We start from the raw sequence: 18,661 nt of genomic DNA, 5'->3' as shown, positions 1-18,661 counted from the left end.
CGCTCACACCGTTTCCGGCCGATCTTCCGCGGCGAACTGGACCAGCGTGATCCATTCGGCGGAGAGTGCTGCCTTGCGTTCGCCCTCGATCTCGACGGTGACGGCGTAGTTGATCGCCAAGAGTTCCGCGCCCCGGAAACGGGCGTCCTTCAGCACGAACCGGCCGCGGACCTTGGCGCCGCTTTTCACCGGCGCCATGAAGCGCACCTTGTCGAAGCCGAAATTGATGCCCATCGTCTGCTCGCGAATGCGCGGGGCGCAATCGTAATTCATGGCGGAAAGCAGCGACAGCGTCAGAAATCCGTGCGCGATCGTGCCGCCGAAGGCAGTCTCCTTGCGGGCCCGTTCGGGGTCGGTATGGATGAACTGGTGGTCGAGCGTTGCATCGGCGAAGGTGTCGATCATCGACTGATCGACCGTGAACCAGCGCGACAGGCCGACTTCCTGTCCGATCAGTCCCTTGACGTCACCCAGAGATATTTCGAGAACCATCGGGCCTTCTTTCGTCATCTGAGGAGCGGTCAATGCGTCTCTCCTTCACTCAGTCTTTCGGCATAGAGCGATACCGAGCGAGGTGCAAGCGCGATCTCGACGGCGCCTTCGCTTTGGCCGGCAAGGCTGTGCCAGCCGTCCTCGTGGGTCTCGGGCAGCAGGAACACGGCTTCCTCATGGCCCCGGTTGATGAGCACGGCAAGGCGCGTGGGATGGCCGGTCGTGGTCTCGGTGGTCGAAAGCACCATGCTGAGGCACTGGCATTCCGGGCACTCCCAGTCGGCGACGTCCATGACCTTGCCATCGGGCCTGAGCCACAAAACGTCGTCGTCTGTGAAGAAGTCCGTTTGCGAGAACACGGCGAAGCGATTGCGCAACGCTGAAAGCTCGGCGGTGTGGGCCACCAGTTTCTCGTCCATATGCGCCCAGTCCAGCCAGGTGATCTCGTTGTCCTGGCAATAGGCGTTGTTGTTGCCCTTCTGGCTGCAGCCGCCCTCATCGCCGGCCTTCAGCATGATCGCGCCGCGGCTGACGAACAGCGTGGCGAGAAGGGCGCGCAGGTCCTGCCGGCGCCGGTTGTTGACCAGTTCGTTGTCGGTCTCGCCCTCGACGCCGTTGTTCCAGGAATAGTTCTCGTCGTGACCATCGCGGTTGTGCTCGCCGTTATCGGCATTGTGCTTGTGCACATAGGCTGTCAGGTCATAAAGCGAGAAGCCGTCATGGGCGGCGATAAAATTCACCGAGCGCGTGCTTTCCTGGCCGTTTGCCGAAAAGATGTGCGAGGAGCCGGACAGCGCGTCGGCAAGCAGGCCGGTCATGGATGGATCGCCGCGCCAGAACTTGCGGATGTCGTCGCGGGTGTTGTCGTTCCATTCCAGAAAGGGCGGCGGAAACTTGCCGAGCTGGTAGCCGCCGGGGCCGATATCCCAGGGCTCCGCGATCATCGTCCGGTCTTTCAGAACGGGATCGTTGAGGATGGCATGAAGCGTCTCGGAATCGGTATCGAAGCCCTCATACCGGCGGCCCAGCACCGGCGCCAGATCGAAGCGGAAGCCGTCGATCCCGGCCTGGGTCACGAAATGGCGCAGACTGTCGACGATATACTGGCGCACCATGGGATGGTCGCAGGCAATGGTATTGCCGCAGCCGGTGTCGTTGATCAGCACGGACCGGTCGTCATGGGCAAGCCGGTAATAGGTGGCATTGTCGAGCCCGCGAAAGCTCACAATCCCGCCGAACGGGTCGCTTTCGCCGCTGTGGTTGAAGACCAGGTCGAGAATGACGCCGATGCCGGCCTGATGGAGGGCCTTCACCGCTTCCCGAAGCTCCGTGATGCCGCCCGGGCAGATTCGCGGCTCCAGCGCCATGAAGGTAACGGGGTTGTAGCCCCAGGCATTGGTGAGGCCGAGCGGCTGCAGGTGGCGCTCGTCCATCCAGGCTGTCACCGGCAGAAGCTCGATCGCGTCGACGCCGAGTTTCTTCAGGTGGCCAATCACCGCCGGGTGGCCAAGGGCGGCCACCGTGCCCCGTATCGGCTTCGGCACGTCGGGATGGAGCATGGTGAGCGCGCGCACGCCCGCCTCGTAGATCAGTCCGCCATCGGGAAAATCGACATGACCGATCTCCTCCCCGCTGTCGGCGACGACGATGCTCTTCGGCACCATGTCGGCGGTGTCGACGCCGAATTCGCTGAGGTCCGGGTCGAAACGGTAGGAACGGTCGACCTCGCGGGCATAGGGGTCGGTGAGCAATTTCGACGGGTCGGACCACAACCCGTTCATCGGGTCCCATTCGCCGAAAGCGCGGTAGCCATAGCGCTGTCCCGGCTTCACCCCGTCCACCATCAGGCGGAACAGATTGCCGCCGGCATGCGCCATCGGCAGCTTCGCGGTTTGAGCGCCGGCCTTGTCGAACAGGCATAATTCCATGCCGGTGGCGGCTTCCGAATAGACGGAAAATTCCACGCCCCGGTCCAGAATGCGGACGCCGGGCTTTTTCGAAGGCTCGGACATCGGGCTCAGGTGATCACAGTCGGGGCGGAGCGGCCCGTGCGTTTGGCGATTTCGGCCACATGCTCGGCATAGGCGATCAGGTCGGCCAGCGTTTCCTGGGTGTCCTGTTCATGGCGGGCCGGGTCGGGCTCGTAGTGTTCGAGATAGACCCTGAGCGTGGCGCCGGAAGTGCCGGTGCCGGAGAGGCGGAAGACCACGCGCGAGCCGTTTTCGAACAGGATGCGGATGCCCTGGTGCCGGCTGACGGAGCCATCAACCGGGTCGTGATAGGCAAAGTCGTCGGCCTCGGCCACGGTAAGGTCGCGGAATGTGGTGCCGGCAAGCGTATCGAGCCGGGCTCTCAGCGCATCCATCAGCCCGTTTGCCGCCTCGGTCTCGATGCCCTCGTAGTCGTGGCGGGAATAGTAGTTGCGGCCATATTCGGCCCAGTGCTTTTTGACCACATCGAGCGCGGGCTCGCCGCGCACGGCCAGAATGTTGAGCCACAGTAGCACCGCCCAAAGCCCGTCCTTCTCGCGCACATGGTTGGAGCCGGTGCCGAAGCTTTCCTCGCCGCACAGCGTCGCCTTGCCGGCATCGAGCAGGTTGCCGAAGAATTTCCAGCCCGTGGGGGTCTCGTAGCAGTCAATGCCGAGTTTTTCCGCCACGCGGTCGGCGGCCTGGCTGGTCGGCATCGAGCGGGCAATGCCGGCAAGGCCGCCCTTGTAGGCCGGGGCCAGATGCGCATTAGCGGCAAGAATGGCGAGACTGTCGGAGGGCGTGATGAACACGCCGTGGCCGACCACCATGTTGCGGTCGCCGTCGCCATCCGATGCCGCGCCGAAATCCGGCCCGCCATCGCCCATCACGGCGTCATAAAGCGCCTTGGCGTGTACAAGGTTGGGGTCGGGATGGTGGCCGCCGAAATCTTCCTTGGGCTCGAAATTCATCACCGAGCCTTCCGGCGCGCCGAGGCGGTTTTCCAGGATTTCCTTGGCATAGGGGCCGGTCACGGCGCTCATTGCATCAAACGAAATCCGGAAGCCCGCGGCGATGTGGGAGCGGATCGCGTCGAAATCGAAAAGCTGTTCCATCAGTTCGGCGTAATCGGCGACCGGATCGAAAACCTCGACCTCCATGTCATCGACCTTCGAGGTGCCGACCGCGTCGAGCGAAACGTCGTCGGCCTCGGAAATCCGGTAGCGGTCGATCAGCTTGGTGCGTTCATAGATCGCATCGGTGATCTTTTCCGGCGCGGGGCCGCCATTGGCGGTGTTGTACTTGATACCGAAATCCTCGTTCGGCCCGCCCGGATTGTGGCTGGCTGAAAGGATGATGCCGCCGAAGGTCTGATATTTGCGGATCATGTTGGAAGCCGCCGGCGTCGACAGAATACCGCCCTGGCCCACCATCACCTTGCCGAAACCGTTGGCGGCCGCCATCTTGATCGTGGTCTGGATCACTTCGCGGTTCAGATAGCGTCCGTCGCCGCCGATCACCAGGGTCTTGCCCTTGAAGTCGCCGATGGAATCGAAGATCGCCTGAATGAAGTTCTCGGCGTAATGCGGCTGGGAGAAGACCGGCACCTTTTTCCGAAGGCCGGATGTGCCCGGCTTCTGGTCGGTGAAGGGTGTGGTCGGAATTGTCACGCTCATGGTTTCGACACCATCAAATCGAGTTGCTTGTAAAGATCGGCGTAGAGACCGGCACTGGCCTTCCACGACACGTCGCTCTTCATGCCCTGCTTTTGCATGGTGAGCCAGGTTTTCTTGTCGTTGTAGAGATTGATCGTGCGGCGGATGGCATGCGACAGCGACCATGGCTCGACCGGCGAGAACTGGACGCCGGTGGCGGCGTTGACCGCAAGGGCGGCCGGATTTGCGTCGATCACGGTATCGGCCAGCCCACCGGTGCGCGCAACAACGGGAATGCAGCCATAGCGCAGCGCATAGAGCTGGGTCAGGCCGCAAGGCTCGAACCGCGAGGGCACGAGAATGGCGTCGGCGCCGGCCTGCACCATATGCGACAGCTTCTCGTCGTAGCCGATAATGGTGCCGACCCGGCCGGGGTAATAACGCGCGGCATTGCGGAAGGCTTCCTCAAGCCCCGGTTCGCCGGAGCCGAGCACGACGAGCTTGCCGCCCATGGCCACCAGATCGCCGACGACGGCGGCGAGGATATCCATGCCCTTTTGCCATGTCAGGCGCGATACGACGGAGAAGATCGGGGAATCGTCATTGTCGAGGCCGAAGGTCTCGCCCACGGCCTGCCTGTTGGCAAGCCGACCCTTGGGTTTGTGCGCGGAATAGCGGCTGACGATGGTGTCGTCGGTTGCCGGATCCCAGACGTCTGTGTCGATGCCGTTGACGATGCCGTGCACGGTATGGGCGCGGGCCGAGATCAGGCCTTCCAGTCCCATGCCATATTGCGGGGTCTGGATTTCGCGGGCATAGGTCGGGCTGACCGTGGTGACCGCCCAGGCGGTCTGCAGACCGCCCTTCAGGAAACTCACCTTGCCGTAATATTCAATGCCGTCGACGGCCAACGCATGGTCGGGAAGGCCGAGCCAGGGGAAGATGCCGGTATCGAAATTGCCCTGGAAGGCGATGTTGTGAATGGTGAGGATCGACGGCTTTTCCGGTGTCGGGCCGAACCGCATATAGACCGGCGTCATGGCCGCCTGCCAGTCATGGGCATGCACCAGATCGGGCTCCCAGCCGGGTATGGCGCCGGCGGCAATGTCGGCCGCGGCCTTGGAAAGCGCGCCGAAGCGCCGCCAGTTGTCGGAATAGCCCTCGCCATGGGGCGCGTTGTAGGGATTGCCGAACCGGCTGAACAGGGCAGGGGCGTCGAGGATGAGAAGGTCCAGGCCGTCATGTCGGGCTTCAAGCACGTTCGCCTGCTCGCCGAAGAGATCATAAAGCGTGATCACCTTTTCGGCCTTGTCGCCGACCGCCTTCATCACCGCCGGATAGCCCGGGATCAGGGTGCGGGTGTGGATCCCGTAGGAGGCCAGCGCAAGCGGCAGCGCGCCCGCGACATCTGCAAGCCCTCCCGTTTTGATCAGGGGGTAGATTTCCGAGGCGACGGAAAGAACCTTCATGTTTTATGTGTCCAGTTTATCAATCATTGACTGCGTGATGAGGCAGATGCCGCTTTCGGTGCGGCGGAAACGGCGGGCGTCGAGCTCGGGATCCTCGCCGACAACCAGCCCTTCCGGAATATGGACGCCATGGTCGATGATCACATTCTTCAGCTGGGCATAGCGGCCGACATGAACCCGAGGCAGAACGACCGCGCCTTCGAGGCGGGAATAGGAATTGGCGCGCACGCCGGTGAAAAGCAGGCTCTTGTAGAGCTGCGAACCGGAAATGATGCAATCGCCGGACACCACCGACGAGATCGCCGACCCCCGCCGGTTCTCGTCGTCATGCACGAATTTCGCCGGCGGCGTGACCTCGGAATAGGACCAGATCGGCCAGGATTTGTCGTAGATATCGAGTTCGGGCACCACGCCGGTCAGGTCGATATTGGCCTGCCAGTAGGCGTCGAGCGTTCCGACATCGCGCCAATAGGCCTGCTCCTCGTAGCTGGAACGGATGCAGCTCTTGGAGAAGCGGTGGGCCAGCGCCTTGCCGTTCTTGACGATGTAGGGGACGATATCCTTGCCGAAATCGCGGCTGGAGGTCGGGTCGGCGGCATCGCGATAGAGGCAATCGAACAGGAACTTGGTCTTGAAGACGTAGATGCCCATCGAGGCCAGCGCCATTTTTTCATTGCCGGGAATGCCTGGCGGGTTGGCGGGCTTTTCGACGAAATCGACGATCCGGTCGTTCTCGTCGACATGCATCACGCCGAAGCCCTTGGCCTCCTCCACCGGCACTTCGAGGCAGCCAATCGTGATGTCGGCGCCCTCGTTGACGTGCTGGCGCAGCATCATCTCGTAGTCCATTTTGTAAATATGGTCGCCGGCCAGAATGATCATGTATTCCGGACCGTAGGAGTCGATGATGTCGATGTTCTGGTAGACCGCGTCGGCGGTGCCCTCATACCACTGCGTCTCGGAAACGCGCTGGGAGGCGGGCAGCACGTCGAAACTTTCGTTTCGCTCCGGGCGGAAGAAGTTCCAGCCCTGATGCAGGTGGCGGATGAGCGAGTGCGCCTTGTACTGGGTCGCGACCCCGATGCGGCGGATGCCGGAATTCAGCGCATTCGACAGCGCGAAATCGATGATCCGGGTCTTGCCCCCGAAATAGACGGCGGGCTTGGCGCGGGTATCCGTCAGCTCTTTCAGCCGGCTCCCTCGACCGCCGGCCAGAACATAGGCCATGGCGTCACGCGCCAGCGGCTGTCCCATGCGATTGTTCATCCTTCCCTCCCCAATCCAATCATTCTTCCGGTTCGAGCATAATGGTCGCAAGCGGCGGCAGCATCAGGCCGGCGGAGATGCCGCCATTGGCGTGGCTTTCGGCGCGCACGCGCCCGCCATTGCCTAGCCCGCTGCCGCCATAGATTTCGGCGTCTGTATTCAAAATTTCCCGCCAGATGCCGGCCTTGGGCAACGGCACGTGATAGCCGTCGCGCGGCACGGGCGTCAGGTTGCAGACAACCACGATCGGCTTTTCGCCCGGCGCCTTGCGCTGCCAGGCGAAGACAGAGTTGTCGTGATCGTCGACGATCGTCCACTCGAAGCCTTCGGGCTCGCAGTCGCGGGCGTGAAGCGCGGGCTTGGCGCGGTAGGTAAAGTTCAGATCGCGCACCAGCCGGCGCACGCCCTCATGGGTGTTGTAGTCGAGCAGGTTCCAGTCGAGCGCGCGCGCCTCGCTCCACTCGCTCCACTGCGCGAATTCCTGGCCCATGAACAAGAGCTTCTTGCCGGGATAGGCCCACATGAAGGCGTAATAGGCGCGCAGATTGGCGAATTTCTGCCAGTCGTCGCCGGACATCTTGGCGATCAGCGATCCCTTGCCGTGCACGACCTCGTCATGGGAGAGCGGCAGCACGAAGTTTTCTGTAAACGCGTAGGTGAGGCCGAAGGTGATTTCCTGGTGGTGGTGCTTGCGGTGCACGGGCTCGCGGCTGAAATAGGTCAGCGTGTCGTGCATGAAGCCCATGTTCCACTTGAAGCCGAAGCCAAGGCCGCCCTCATGGACCGGCTGCGATACTTTCGGCCAGGTGGTCGATTCCTCGGCGATGGTCATCATCTCCGGATGCTGGCCGTAGACCGCCTTGTTGGTCTCCTGGATAAACCGCACCGCGCCGAGATTGGCGTTGCCGCCATATTCGTTCGGGATCCATTCGCCGTAATTGCGGGAATAGTCGAGATAGAGCATCGACGCCACCGCATCGACGCGCAGACCGTCGACATGGAACTTCTCCCCCCAGTAAAGCGCGTTGTTGAGCAGATAGGACGCGACCTCGGTGCGGTCGAAATTGTAGATCGCGGTGTTCCAGTCGGGATGAAAACCCTTGCGCGGGTCGGCATGTTCGTAAAGCGCGGTGCCGTCAAAATTGCGCAGACCGTGCTCATCGGTCGGAAAATGCGCCGGCACCCAGTCGAGCAGCACGCCGATGCCGACCTTGTGACAGCCATTGACGAAACGGGCGAAGCCCTCCGGCTCGCCGAAACGGGCGGTCGGGGCGTAAAGCCCGGTGGTCTGGTAGCCCCAGGAGGGGTCGAACGGATATTCGGACACTGGCAGGAATTCGATATGGGTGAAGCCCATGTCGGCGCAGTAGGGGATCAGCCGGTCGGCGAGTTCGTCCCAGGACAGAAAGGACCCGTCGTCGCGCCGCTGCCATGAACCCGGATGCACCTCGTAGATCGAGATCGGCTCGCGGCGCTTGTCGCTTGAGGTCCAGTGTTCGCGATGCTCCTCGTCGTCCCATTCCTGGTCGAGTTCGGCCGCTGTCAGCGATGCCGTCTGCGGGCGCAATTCGCTGCGGCGGGCAAAGGGGTCGGCCTTCAGCGGCAGGAGAGTGCCGTTGGAGCCGATGATTTCGTATTTATACGGCGTGCCGGGCTCGACTTCGGGCGCGAAGATTTCCCACACGCCGGAATCGGAACGGAACCGCATCATGTGCCGCCGGCCGTCCCAGTTGTTGAAGCTGCCGACCACGGAGACCCGGCGCGCATTCGGCGCCCACACGGCGAAATGAAAGCCCTTCACCCCCTGATGGGTCATGGGATGAGCGCCGAGCTTGTCGAACAGGCGGAGATGGGAGCCTTCACGGACGAAATAATCGTCCATCGGCCCCAGAACCGGCCAGAAACTGTAGGGATCGGTCACCGTCCACGTCACGTCGCCGCGCCTTGCGCGATAACGGATCGGGACGAAGCTTGTGAGCGCCAGTTTCCCTGAGAAGAAGCCGGACGGGTCGACCTGCGTCAAAACGCCGAGAGGCTCTCCCTCAAGGTCGAAGGCCTCGACGCTCTCCGCCCCCGGCAGGAAACACCGGGCGACGAGATGACCGTTGATTTTCTGAATGCCAAGCACGGAAAACGCGTTTCCATGCGTGGCGTTCAAAATGGCTTCGATATCTCCTCTTGGTGGGGCGAAATCCCCGCCTTTATCCGGATCGACTGGCTCCGGTTGTCTCATAAGGCACCCCAAATGTCGCGAGCATACTCCCTGATGGTTCTGTCGGAGGAGAACCACCCCATTCGCGCAGTATTCCTTATTGCTTTAACGTTCCATGACGTCCGATCGTTCCATATCGCGTCGACTTCACGCTGAGCGGCGGCGTAGGCGTCGAAATCGGCGGCGACCATGAACCAGTCATGATCGTAGATGCCGCCGATGAGTTCGGCATAGCGGCCGGGATCGTCATGGGAGAACACGCCGGACGAGATCGCCGACAGCGCCTGCGACAGCTCCTTGGAGCCTTCGATCAGCTCGCGCGGATTATAGCCGTCGGCGCGGGTCGCCTCGACCTCCTCGGCGGTCATGCCGAAGATCACCATGTTCTCCGCCCCGATCCAGTCGCGCATTTCGACGTTTGCGCCGTCCAGCGTGCCGATCGTCAGCGCGCCGTTGATCGCGAACTTCATGTTGCCGGTGCCCGACGCTTCCATGCCGGCCGTCGAGATCTGCTCGGAAAGGTCTGCGGCCGGGATCATCACCTCGGCAGTGGAGACGTTGTAGTTCGGGATGAACACGATCTTCAGCAGGCCGCGCACCGCTGGATCATTGTTGATCACGCGGGCGACGTCATTGGCGAGCTTGATGATCAGCTTGGCGTTGTGATAGCTCGGCGCCGCCTTGCCGGCGAACAACTTCACGCGCGGCACCCAGTCCATTTCCGGATGCGAGCGGATCTGGTCATAGAGCGCCACCGCCTCGATGATGTTGAGAAGCTGGCGCTTGTATTCATGGATGCGCTTGATCTGGATATCGAACATCGCCGACGGGTCTATGCGGGTGCCGAGCCGTTCGCCGATGAGGTTCGAAAGCCGAACCTTGTTCTCGCGCTTCACCGCGTCGAATTTCTCCTGAAAGGCGGCATCCTCGGCGAAGGCGTCGAGCGCCTTCAGCTTTTCGGCATCATCGAGGAACTCGTCGCCGATGGAATCGCGGATCAGCCGGGTGAGCTTCGGGTTGCATTCCTTCAGCCAGCGCCGCGGCGTAATCCCGTTGGTCTTGTTGTTGATCCGGTCGGGATGGAGACGGTGCAAGTTGTAGAACACCGTCTCCTTCATCAGTTCGGTATGCAGCGCTGAAACGCCGTTGATCGAATGCGAGCCGAGGAAGGCGATATTGCCCATGCGCACGCGGCGCTCGCCGCCTTCGTCGATCAGCGAAATCTGGCGGATTGCATCGTCGCTGGCGCCCTTCTGCTTGCGGGCGTCGATCAGAACCTTGGCATTGATCTGGTAGATCAGCTGCATGTGGCGTGGGAACAGCCGCTCGAACAGCGGAACCGGCCAGCTTTCCAGCGCTTCGGGCAACAGCGTGTGGTTGGTGTAGGCGAAGGTCTTGACCGTAATGTCCCAGGCATCGTCGAACGCCATGTCGTGAATGTCGATCAGAAGCCGCATCATCTCGATCACGGCAATTGCCGGATGCGTGTCGTTGAGATGGATCGCGACCTTGTCGGGAAGGTTGGTGAACTCGCCGAACTGCTGCTTGTGTCGGCGCAGAATGTCCTGAAGCGATGCGGAGGAGAAGAAATATTCCTGCCGCAGCCTGAGTTCCTGGCCCGCCGGATTGGCGTCGGCGGGGTAGAGAACGCGGGTCAGCGTCTCCGCCTTGGTGCTTTCCTGAAGCGCGCCGATATGGTCGCCGGCATTGAACTTGTCGAGCAGGATCGGGTCAATGGCGTCGGCCGACCAGAGCCGGAGCGTGTTGACGCGCTTGGCGCGCCAGCCGACGACCGGGGTGTCGTAGGCCTCGGCCATCATCCGCTCGGCCGGCTTCCAGACATAGCGCGGCTCCTTGCCGCCTTCCTCGATGATATCGACCTTGCCGCCGAAATTGATCTCATAGGTGCTTTCGCGGCGGTGGAATTCCCAGGGGTTGCCGTGGGCGAGCCAGGTTTCCGGCAATTCCACCTGCCAGCCATCGGCGATTTCCTGACGGAACAGGCCGTTGACGTAGCGGATGCCGTAGCCATAGGCCGGCACGTCGACGGTCGCCATGGATTCCATGAAACAGGCCGCAAGCCGCCCGAGGCCGCCATTGCCGAGTGCCGCGTCCGGCTCAAGCCCGGCGATCTCCACCAGATCGACGTCGAGCTTGGCAAGCGCCTGATTGACGGCGTCGATCATCTCGAGATTGGATATTGCATCGCGCAAAAGCCGGCCGATCAGGAATTCCAGCGACAGGTAGTAGACCCGCTTGGAACCGGCGGCATAGGTCTGCCTCGTGGATTCCATCCATTCGTCGGTGATCCGGTCGCGGATCGCCAGAATGACGGCGCGCAGCCAGTCATGCGGTTTGGCGACGATTGTGTCCTTGCCGACCTGATAGATCAGCTTTTCCAGGATGCTGGCAGCCAGTTCGTCAGCATCGTGAGAGCGGGGCGTGGGCAGCGGGAGATCGGAGGTGGTCACTTTGTTCATCGTTTTTTCCGTCAATAAAAGGCTGGAAAACTGGGAGCTTCGACCGTCTGAAATTTGGACCCTCCAGCTCTGAAGAACCTGATGGGCATATTCTTTCGTGCAATTTATGCACTGATATGACGCACTTGCAACAAAGCGATAGCAGCGGGCGGGTTTTTCTTTTCAGACCTGAAAGACGCCGCCCTTCAGCTTGTCCCGCAAAGCGGCAGGAAAATGGCCTGGGCGCATTTAGCCCTCAGGCGGGTTGGGTCGACCTGCGCGTTCCGGCTGCGGCCTCAGCGGTTCAGCGCACCGTCTCGGGCACCGGCACGACGTCGACCGCCTGGGTCGCCTTGTGCTCGCCATAGGTCTTCATGACGCCGAGAACCGGCACGACGTCGGCATAATCGCGGCCATAGGCGACCACGATATGATCCGAGCCCGCCTCGATATTGTTGGTCGGGTCGAGCTCGATCCAGCCGAGCGCGCCGCCGCACCAGACCCGGACCCAGGCATGCATCGCATCCGCGCCTTCGAGCCGCGGCTTGCCGGGCGGGGGAATGGTGCGCAGATAACCGCTGACATAGCCGGCGGGAATGCCGATCGCCCTCAGCGCCGAAATCATCACATGCGAGAAATCCTGGCAGACGCCGCGTCTGAGGCGGAAGGCCTCGATCGGCGTGCTGTCGACAGTCGTCGCCTCACCGTCATAAGCAAAATCGTCATGAATGCGCGCGCAGATCGCCTTGGCGATCTGGTGAACGCTCATGCCGGCCGCAGCGCTCTCCCGGCCATAGGCGCCGATTGCAGGGTCATGGGGAATGCGCGGGCTGGCGCTCAGGAAATGATGCGGGGAATCCCGGCCGAGATCGAGAATGCGGGCATATTCCTCCCGAAGACGCGGCAGTTCCGGCGAAAAGGCCAGCGTGGTGCGCGGCGCCTCGACATTGACACGCGCCTTCATCGTCACCTCGAAGCTCTGATGCGGCGGGTCGATCAGCGTCGCGATCGCCGGATGGCCGAAGAAATCGGTGAAGCCGCGCTGTTCGCTCGGATGCGGATCGAACTTCACGTGACCGGCGATCAGGCGCTGGCGCTGGGTTGCCGCAAGCGGCAGCACGCGGGTGATATGGCGCGCCAGCGAGGCGGGCGTATCGTAGTGATATTCCATCTTCAGCGAGAGATCGTAGAGCATCATCCCTCACAGATAGCTTTGCGCGAGACAGTCGGAGAGCGCCTCGAAATCGCGCTCCAGCGTCGCGTAGTAGTCGACAGAGATCGAGTTGGCGGTCATCACGGCGAGGCCGGACTGCACCCGCATGGTCTCGCGGTGGAGCGGAGACATTTGGGTCATGTGGTCCTGGCTCGGCAACTTCTCGACTTCGGCCAGCATCTGGTTGAGCTGGAACAGCACGGAGCGCGGGTTCTGCGGGTCGAGCGCCAGGAGATCGGTGATCGTCAACCGGTCGGTGTTGACGTTGTAGTGACGCCGGTGGGTCATGACGTTGTCGCCGATCTCCAGCAGGATATCGAAGGCCCCGTCGGGCGCGTCCTCGCCGGAAAGCTCGCCGAGCAGGCGCGTCATGTGCAGGCCACGTTCGAGATAGCGGCCGATCGACAGGAACCGCCACCCGGTGGAGCGATACATGTTTTCGTGGACGAGACCGGCAAAGCCCGCAAGCTTGCGCAGCAGGATCGTGATCGCATGGGCGGCGTCATCGCCCGGCCCGACGCGGTCGACGAAGCGGCCGGCGGTCTTGGAAAGGTCGTTCAGCGCCAGCCAGCCATCGGGCGAGAACCGGTCGCGGATATTGCCGGCGGAATAGACCGCGCTGTCGATGTCGCGCATCAGGCTTTTGGGAAGGGCGGCTTCCGAAAGATCGAGGCCCGCATGGTCGAGATAGGCCTCGACCCGGGTCAAGAGCGCCTGACCGCGGTCGTCGACCTCGGCGAACCGGCCGTGCCAGGCCCTGAGGATGCGCAGATTGCCTTCGGCGCGCTCGATGTAGCGACCGAGCCAGAACAGATTGTCGGCGGCGCGGCTCGGCAGGTTTGCTGGGTGGTTGCGCGGCACGCGGCTTTCGCGGGTCAGAAGCGTCGGGGTCGCGACCGGCGTCTTGCTCACCACCCACACGTCTGCGGCTCGCCCGCCAGCCTGCATGGCGATCGCGGCAACATCGTCGGAGGAGCCGATGCGGGCAAAACCGCCCGGCATCAGCTTCCAGCCGTCGTTGGTGCGGGCGGCGAAGACGCGCAGCGAGAACGGATGCGGCTCCAGCTTTCCGTTGATGAAGGCTGGCGCTGTCGAAAGCTTGACCGCTTCCTGGCCGACAAGCCAGGGCCCGCGCTTTTCAAGCCAGCGTGGCACCGCGCCGGGCCGGCGCTCGCCTAGCCGCCTGCCGGAAAACGACAGGCCGGAATCATCGAAGAAAGGCTGGCGGGAATAGGCGGGGCCGATCAGCATCTGGTCCAGATTGGCGGCGACATGGGCGCGCTCGTTTTCCTGGCCGCACCACCATGTCGCAATCGACGGGATCTTCAGATCCTCGTTCAGAAGCCGCCGCGACAGGGCCGGGAGGAAGGCGAGCAGCGCGCGGGTCTCGACGATGCCGGAGCCCAGCGCATTGACCATTGTGAGGTTGCCGGCGCGGATAGCGCTGACCATGCCGGGCGTGCCGATGCGCGACTGCTGGTTCAGCTCCAGGGGATCGGTGAAATCGGCATCGAGACGCCGCCAGAGCACGCTGACGGGCATCGGCCCGGCGACGGTGCGCACCATCAGCCGGTCGTTGACGACGATCAGGTCCTCGCCCTCTAGCAGCGAAATGCCGAGATAGCGGGCGATATAGGCGTGTTCGTAATAAGTCTCGTTGGCGGGGCCGGGGGTGAGCACGCCGAAACGGCCTTCGCCGCCGTAGCTTCCCGACTGCAGCGCATCGCGAAACGCGCCGAAGAAGGAGGCGACGCGGCGCACATGCATGTCGCCGTAAATGCCGGAAAAGGCGCGTGAGGCCGCGACCCGGTTTTCGAGCGCAAAGCCTGCGCCGGAAGGGGCTTGAGCCCGGTCGGACAGCACCCACCATTTGCCCTCGGGGCCGCGGCCCACCTCGAAGGAAATGAAATGCAGGTAATGGCCGCCGGCGGGCGTGACGCCGACAAGCGGGCGAAGAAACTCGCTGTTGGAGGCAACGAGCGCCGGCGGAATGAAGCCTTCCGCCACCAGCCGATTGTCGCCGTAAAAATCGGCCATCATCGCTTCAAGCAGGTCGGCGCGCTGCTTCAGCCCCTCGGCAAGCTCCTGCCATTCATCATCGTCGATGATGACCGGGATGTGGGAGAACGGCCATGCACGGGCGTCGTCCTGGCCGTCATAGGCGCGGTAGAACACGCCGGCATCGCGCAGATAGCGGTCGGCGCGCGAGAACCGCTCGGCAAGCTCGTCGGTGGTCATGCCGGACAGCGCGTTGACGAAGGGCTGCCAGACCGGGCGCACCTTTCCCTCGGCGTCGACCATCTCGTCGGGGATGCCGGGGAGGGGGGCATAATTGCCGGCATTCCAGGCGATCGCGGGCTCCGCCTCGCTATCCTGTTCGACCCTGTGCCGTTCAGCGGAATTCTCCGCTTTCGCCTCTGCCATCTGGCGCGTCCCTGCCGCCCACGATTAAAAAGCCGCTTCCCGCTACCGGGAATGTTCAGCCGCGTTGATACTATCGAAGCGGCGGGAGTGCTCGGACTTCCGCCGTTTTGCCGGACCGCTGCCCGGTCAGTGGCGCATCGCAGGCGAGGCGCGGTCCGTCACAATCCGGCCGGCCGTCTGAGATCGAGCGTCAGCGGGAATTCCGGCGACGGCGCCTCGTTGAAAACGGCGTAGCCGCCGGCCGTATGGCCCGAGGCCTCGAACCGCGCCAGACGCCGCGCTTCCGCCTCGTTTCCGTTGACCGGGAACGTCTCATAATTCCGCCCGCCGGGATGCGCAACATGATATATGCACCCGCCCACCGATCTTGCGGACCATGTGTCGTAAATGTCAAATGTCAGCGGCGTATTGACCGGCAGGACCGGGTGAAGGCCGGAGGCCGGCTGCCAAGCCTTGAACCGTACGCCGGCGACCGAAACGCCTGACTTTTCCGTGGGTTTCAGCGGCACCTTGCGGCCGTTGCAGGTGACGATGTAGCGTTCCGGCGCGTTGCTTTCGAGCAGAACCTGAAGTCGCTCGACCGATGAGTCGACATAGCGCACCGTGCCGCCGGCGGCACCCTGTTCGCCCATCACGTTCCACTGTTCCAGCGCCTGCCTGAGCTCCAGCCGGTTGCCCTCATATTCGACTTCACCGAAGAACGGGAAGCGGAACTGCAATTGCGCCTCGAACCATTCCGGGCGCAGTTCCAGGCCGTTTTCCTTGAGGTCCTGCAGCACATCCATGAAATCCTGCCATATATAGTGCGGCAGCATGAAGCGGTCGGAAAGGGCGGTGCCCCAGCGCACGAACTTGCCCTCGATCGGGTTCTTCCAGAACCGCGCGAGCAGCGCGCGCACGAGCAATTGTTGCGCAAGGTTCATGCGCGCGTTCGGCGGCATTTCGAAGCCGCGGAATTCGACAAGTCCAAGCCGCCCTGTCGGGCCATCCGGCGAAAACAGCTTGTCGATGCAGATCTCGGCGCGATGGGTATTGCCGGTCACGTCGATCAGCAGATTCCGGAACAGCCGGTCCACCAGCCAGGGCAGGGGCGGCATGACGCCGGCCTGCGGATGGGGGATCTGCGCCATCGCGATCTCGAGCTCGTAGAGCGAGTCGTGGCGGGCCTCGTCGATGCGCGGAGCCTGTGAGGTCGGGCCGATGAACAGGCTGGAGAACATGTAGGAGAGCGAGGGATGACGCTGCCAGTGCAGGACCACGCTCTTCAGAAGGTCCGGTCGCCGCAGGAACGGGCTGTCGCCGGGGTTTGCCCCGCCGACCACGACATGATTGCCGCCGCCGGTGCCGGTGTGGCGACCATCGATCATGAACTTGTCGGCGCCAAGCCGCGTCATCCGCGCTTCTTCATAGATCGCTGTCGTGGTCTCGACGCATTCCTTCCAGTTGGCGGCCGGATGGATGTTGACCTCAATGACGCCCGGATCGGGCGCGACCCGGATGACGTTGATGCGCTCGTCATGCGGCGGCGAATAGCCCTCGATATGGATGGGCAGGCCAAGCTTCTCGGCTGCACGCTCGGCGGAGGCGATGAGGTCGAGGTATTCCTCCAGCGTCGTGGTCGGCGGCATGAACACGCACAGGCGCCCGTCGCGCGGCTCGACGGAAAGCGCGGTGCGCACATAACCGCCGATCGACGGGCCGGCTCCGGCGCGCGCCGGCTGCGGATTGTCTTCAAATGGCGTGAAGCTCGCCTGCGGTAGCGGCCGGCCTTCGTCCAGACGGTAATCGGGCAGCGGCTCGCGCCGGACGGAGGGATCGAGCGGGTTGGTGAAGGGATATTGCGACTGCGGGATCCAGGCCAGCGCATCGAGCGGCAGGCGGAAGCCGACCGGGCTGTCGCCGGGGATCAGGAAAATGCGACCGCGCCGCGTGGTCCATTTCTCCGAAACCCAGCGCAACCCGGAGGCGCGGCCCTGCCAGGCCTGCACCGGCAGCACATAGCCGGTCGGGCGCGTCAGACCACGTTCGAACACCTTGGTGATGCGGGCGCGGTCTTCCGGGTTCTTGAGTTTGGAATTCGAGGGATCGACGTTTTCTGGCAGGTTGCCTTCCCGGATAAGCCATTCCGCCGGGTCTTCGAAGGCCGGTTCAACCATTTCCGGGTCGATGTCGAGTTCGCCGGCAATCGCCTGCAGCAGCCGCCCGGCATCGTTTTCATCGACTTCGGTGTCGCGCTTTTCATCGGCGATAAGGCTCTGGTTGTTCCAGATCGGGATGCCGTCCTTGCGCCAGTAGAGCGAGAAGGTCCAGCGCGGCAGGCTTTCGCCGGGATACCATTTGCCCTGGCCGTAATGCAGGAAACCGCCGGGGGCGAAGCGCTCGCGCAGGCGGCGGATCAGCTCGTCGGCGAGCCCGCGCTTGGTGGGGCCGACGGCGCCGGTGTTCCACTCGTCGGATTCGAAATCGTCGATCGAAACGAAGGTCGGCTCGCCGCCCATGGTCAGCCGCATGTCGGTTTCTTCGAGCAGCCTGTCGACCTTCTCGCCGAGCGCGTTCAGCGCCTCCCAGCTTTCATCAGAGAATGGCTTGGTGATGCGCGGGTGTTCGGCCACCCGAGAGATCGTCATGTCGAAATCGAAGCTGGTCTCTGCCTCGCCGTAATAGCCGCCGGTGATCGGCGCGGCATTGCGATAATGCGGGGTGGCGGCGAGCGGAATGTGGCTTTCGCCGGTCAGAAGCCCCGAGGTCGCGTCAAGGCCGATCCAGCCGGCGCCCGGCAGGAACACCTCCGCCCAGGCATGGAGATCGGTGAAATCGTGATCCGTGCCGGAGGGGCCGTCGAGCGCCTTGAGGTCGGGCTCAAGCTGGATCAGGTAGCCGGAGACGAAGCGGGCTGCGAGGCCCATATTGCGCAGGATCTGCACCAGCAGCCAGGCCGAGTCGCGGCACGAGCCGGACTTCCGCTCCAGCGTTTCCTCGGTCGTCTGCACGCCGGGCTCCATGCGGATGATGTAGTCGACATCGTGCTGGAGATTGGCATTGATGCCGACGATCATGTCGACCGTGCCCTGGCCGGGCGTGAGGTCGAGTTTTTCCATATAGGCTTTCAGGCGCGGTCCCATCGGCTCGGGCGTGCGGTAGATCGACAGGTCCTCGCGGATCGCCTCGTCATAGGCGAACGGGTATTTGGTCGCCTGTTCCTCGACGAAGAAGTCGAACGGATTGTAGACCGACATGTCGGCGACAAGATCGACCTCGATCTTGAATTCCGTGACCGGTTCGGGAAACACGAAACGCGCCTGATAATTGCCGTAGGGGTCCTGCTGCAGATTGACGAAGTGATTGTCCGGCGTGACCTTCAGCGAATGGCTGATCACCTTGGTCTTGGAATGCGAGGCGGGCTTCAGCCGGATGATCTGCGGGCCGAGATTGACCGGCTTGTCGTATTTGTAATGGGTGAGATGGTAGATCGCTGCTTTGATTGACATATGCGTCCTTGCC

General features: G+C 62.9%; 10 protein-coding genes. All 10 read right to left on the bottom strand.

The window, feature by feature from the left end:
- Positions 1–3 precede the first annotated feature (3 nt).
- Positions 4–492, bottom strand: coding sequence for a MaoC family dehydratase (locus V6766_RS05580; protein WP_448464613.1), 489 nt, complete (start codon positions 490–492; stop codon positions 4–6).
- 29 nt (positions 493–521) lie between these two features.
- Entirely contained in the window at positions 522–2,504 is a 1,983-nt protein-coding gene (gene glgX, locus V6766_RS05575) for a glycogen debranching protein GlgX (RefSeq protein WP_448464408.1), read from the bottom strand.
- A gap of 5 nt (positions 2,505–2,509) precedes the next feature.
- On the bottom strand, positions 2,510–4,138 hold the full coding sequence (locus V6766_RS05570; protein ID WP_448464406.1) for an alpha-D-glucose phosphate-specific phosphoglucomutase: 1,629 nt from the start codon (positions 4,136–4,138) through the stop codon (positions 2,510–2,512).
- On the bottom strand, positions 4,135–5,586 hold the full coding sequence (glgA, locus tag V6766_RS05565; RefSeq protein WP_448464404.1) for a glycogen synthase GlgA: 1,452 nt from the start codon (positions 5,584–5,586) through the stop codon (positions 4,135–4,137). The genes V6766_RS05570 and glgA overlap by 4 nt, the downstream gene beginning before the upstream one ends.
- Positions 5,587–5,589: 3 nt before the next feature.
- Positions 5,590–6,852 carry a glucose-1-phosphate adenylyltransferase gene (glgC, locus tag V6766_RS05560; RefSeq protein ID WP_448464402.1) on the bottom strand — a complete coding sequence of 421 codons (1,263 nt, stop codon included), beginning with the start codon at positions 6,850–6,852 and terminating at the stop codon, positions 5,590–5,592.
- A 19-nt stretch (positions 6,853–6,871) separates the two neighbouring features.
- A complete protein-coding gene (gene glgB, locus V6766_RS05555; protein WP_448464400.1) occupies positions 6,872–9,085 on the bottom strand; it encodes a 1,4-alpha-glucan branching protein GlgB in 2,214 nt (737 codons plus the stop codon).
- A complete protein-coding gene (locus V6766_RS05550) occupies positions 9,082–11,544 on the bottom strand; it encodes a glycogen/starch/alpha-glucan phosphorylase (RefSeq protein ID WP_448464398.1) in 2,463 nt (820 codons plus the stop codon). The genes glgB and V6766_RS05550 overlap by 4 nt, the downstream gene beginning before the upstream one ends.
- Before the next feature lie 283 nt (positions 11,545–11,827).
- A complete protein-coding gene (locus tag V6766_RS05545) occupies positions 11,828–12,718 on the bottom strand; it encodes a transglutaminase family protein (RefSeq protein WP_448464396.1) in 891 nt (296 codons plus the stop codon).
- 6 nt (positions 12,719–12,724) lie between these two features.
- The gene (locus tag V6766_RS05540) at positions 12,725–15,160 is read right to left on the bottom strand and encodes a circularly permuted type 2 ATP-grasp protein (RefSeq protein ID WP_448464394.1); all 2,436 of its coding nucleotides are present in this window, start codon (positions 15,158–15,160) and stop codon (positions 12,725–12,727) included.
- Positions 15,161–15,318: 158 nt separating this feature from the next.
- Positions 15,319–18,648, bottom strand: coding sequence for a transglutaminase family protein (locus V6766_RS05535; protein WP_448464392.1), 3,330 nt, complete (start codon positions 18,646–18,648; stop codon positions 15,319–15,321).
- Positions 18,649–18,661: the final 13 nt, after the last annotated feature.

This window comes from Martelella sp. AMO21009 (genome assembly GCF_053484295.1).
This window is presented reverse-complemented; position numbering and strand designations above follow the sequence as displayed.

Coding starts and splice junctions, on each gene's coding strand:
- V6766_RS05580 (WP_448464613.1), bottom strand. CDS start 492: ATGGTTCTCGAAATATCTCTGGGTGACGTCAAGGGACTGATCGGACAG.
- glgX (WP_448464408.1), bottom strand. CDS start 2,504: ATGTCCGAGCCTTCGAAAAAGCCCGGCGTCCGCATTCTGGACCGGGGC.
- V6766_RS05570 (WP_448464406.1), bottom strand. CDS start 4,138: ATGAGCGTGACAATTCCGACCACACCCTTCACCGACCAGAAGCCGGGC.
- glgA (WP_448464404.1), bottom strand. CDS start 5,586: ATGAAGGTTCTTTCCGTCGCCTCGGAAATCTACCCCCTGATCAAAACG.
- glgC (WP_448464402.1), bottom strand. CDS start 6,852: ATGAACAATCGCATGGGACAGCCGCTGGCGCGTGACGCCATGGCCTAT.
- glgB (WP_448464400.1), bottom strand. CDS start 9,085: ATGAGACAACCGGAGCCAGTCGATCCGGATAAAGGCGGGGATTTCGCC.
- V6766_RS05550 (WP_448464398.1), bottom strand. CDS start 11,544: ATGAACAAAGTGACCACCTCCGATCTCCCGCTGCCCACGCCCCGCTCT.
- V6766_RS05545 (WP_448464396.1), bottom strand. CDS start 12,718: ATGCTCTACGATCTCTCGCTGAAGATGGAATATCACTACGATACGCCC.
- V6766_RS05540 (WP_448464394.1), bottom strand. CDS start 15,160: ATGGCAGAGGCGAAAGCGGAGAATTCCGCTGAACGGCACAGGGTCGAA.
- V6766_RS05535 (WP_448464392.1), bottom strand. CDS start 18,648: ATGTCAATCAAAGCAGCGATCTACCATCTCACCCATTACAAATACGAC.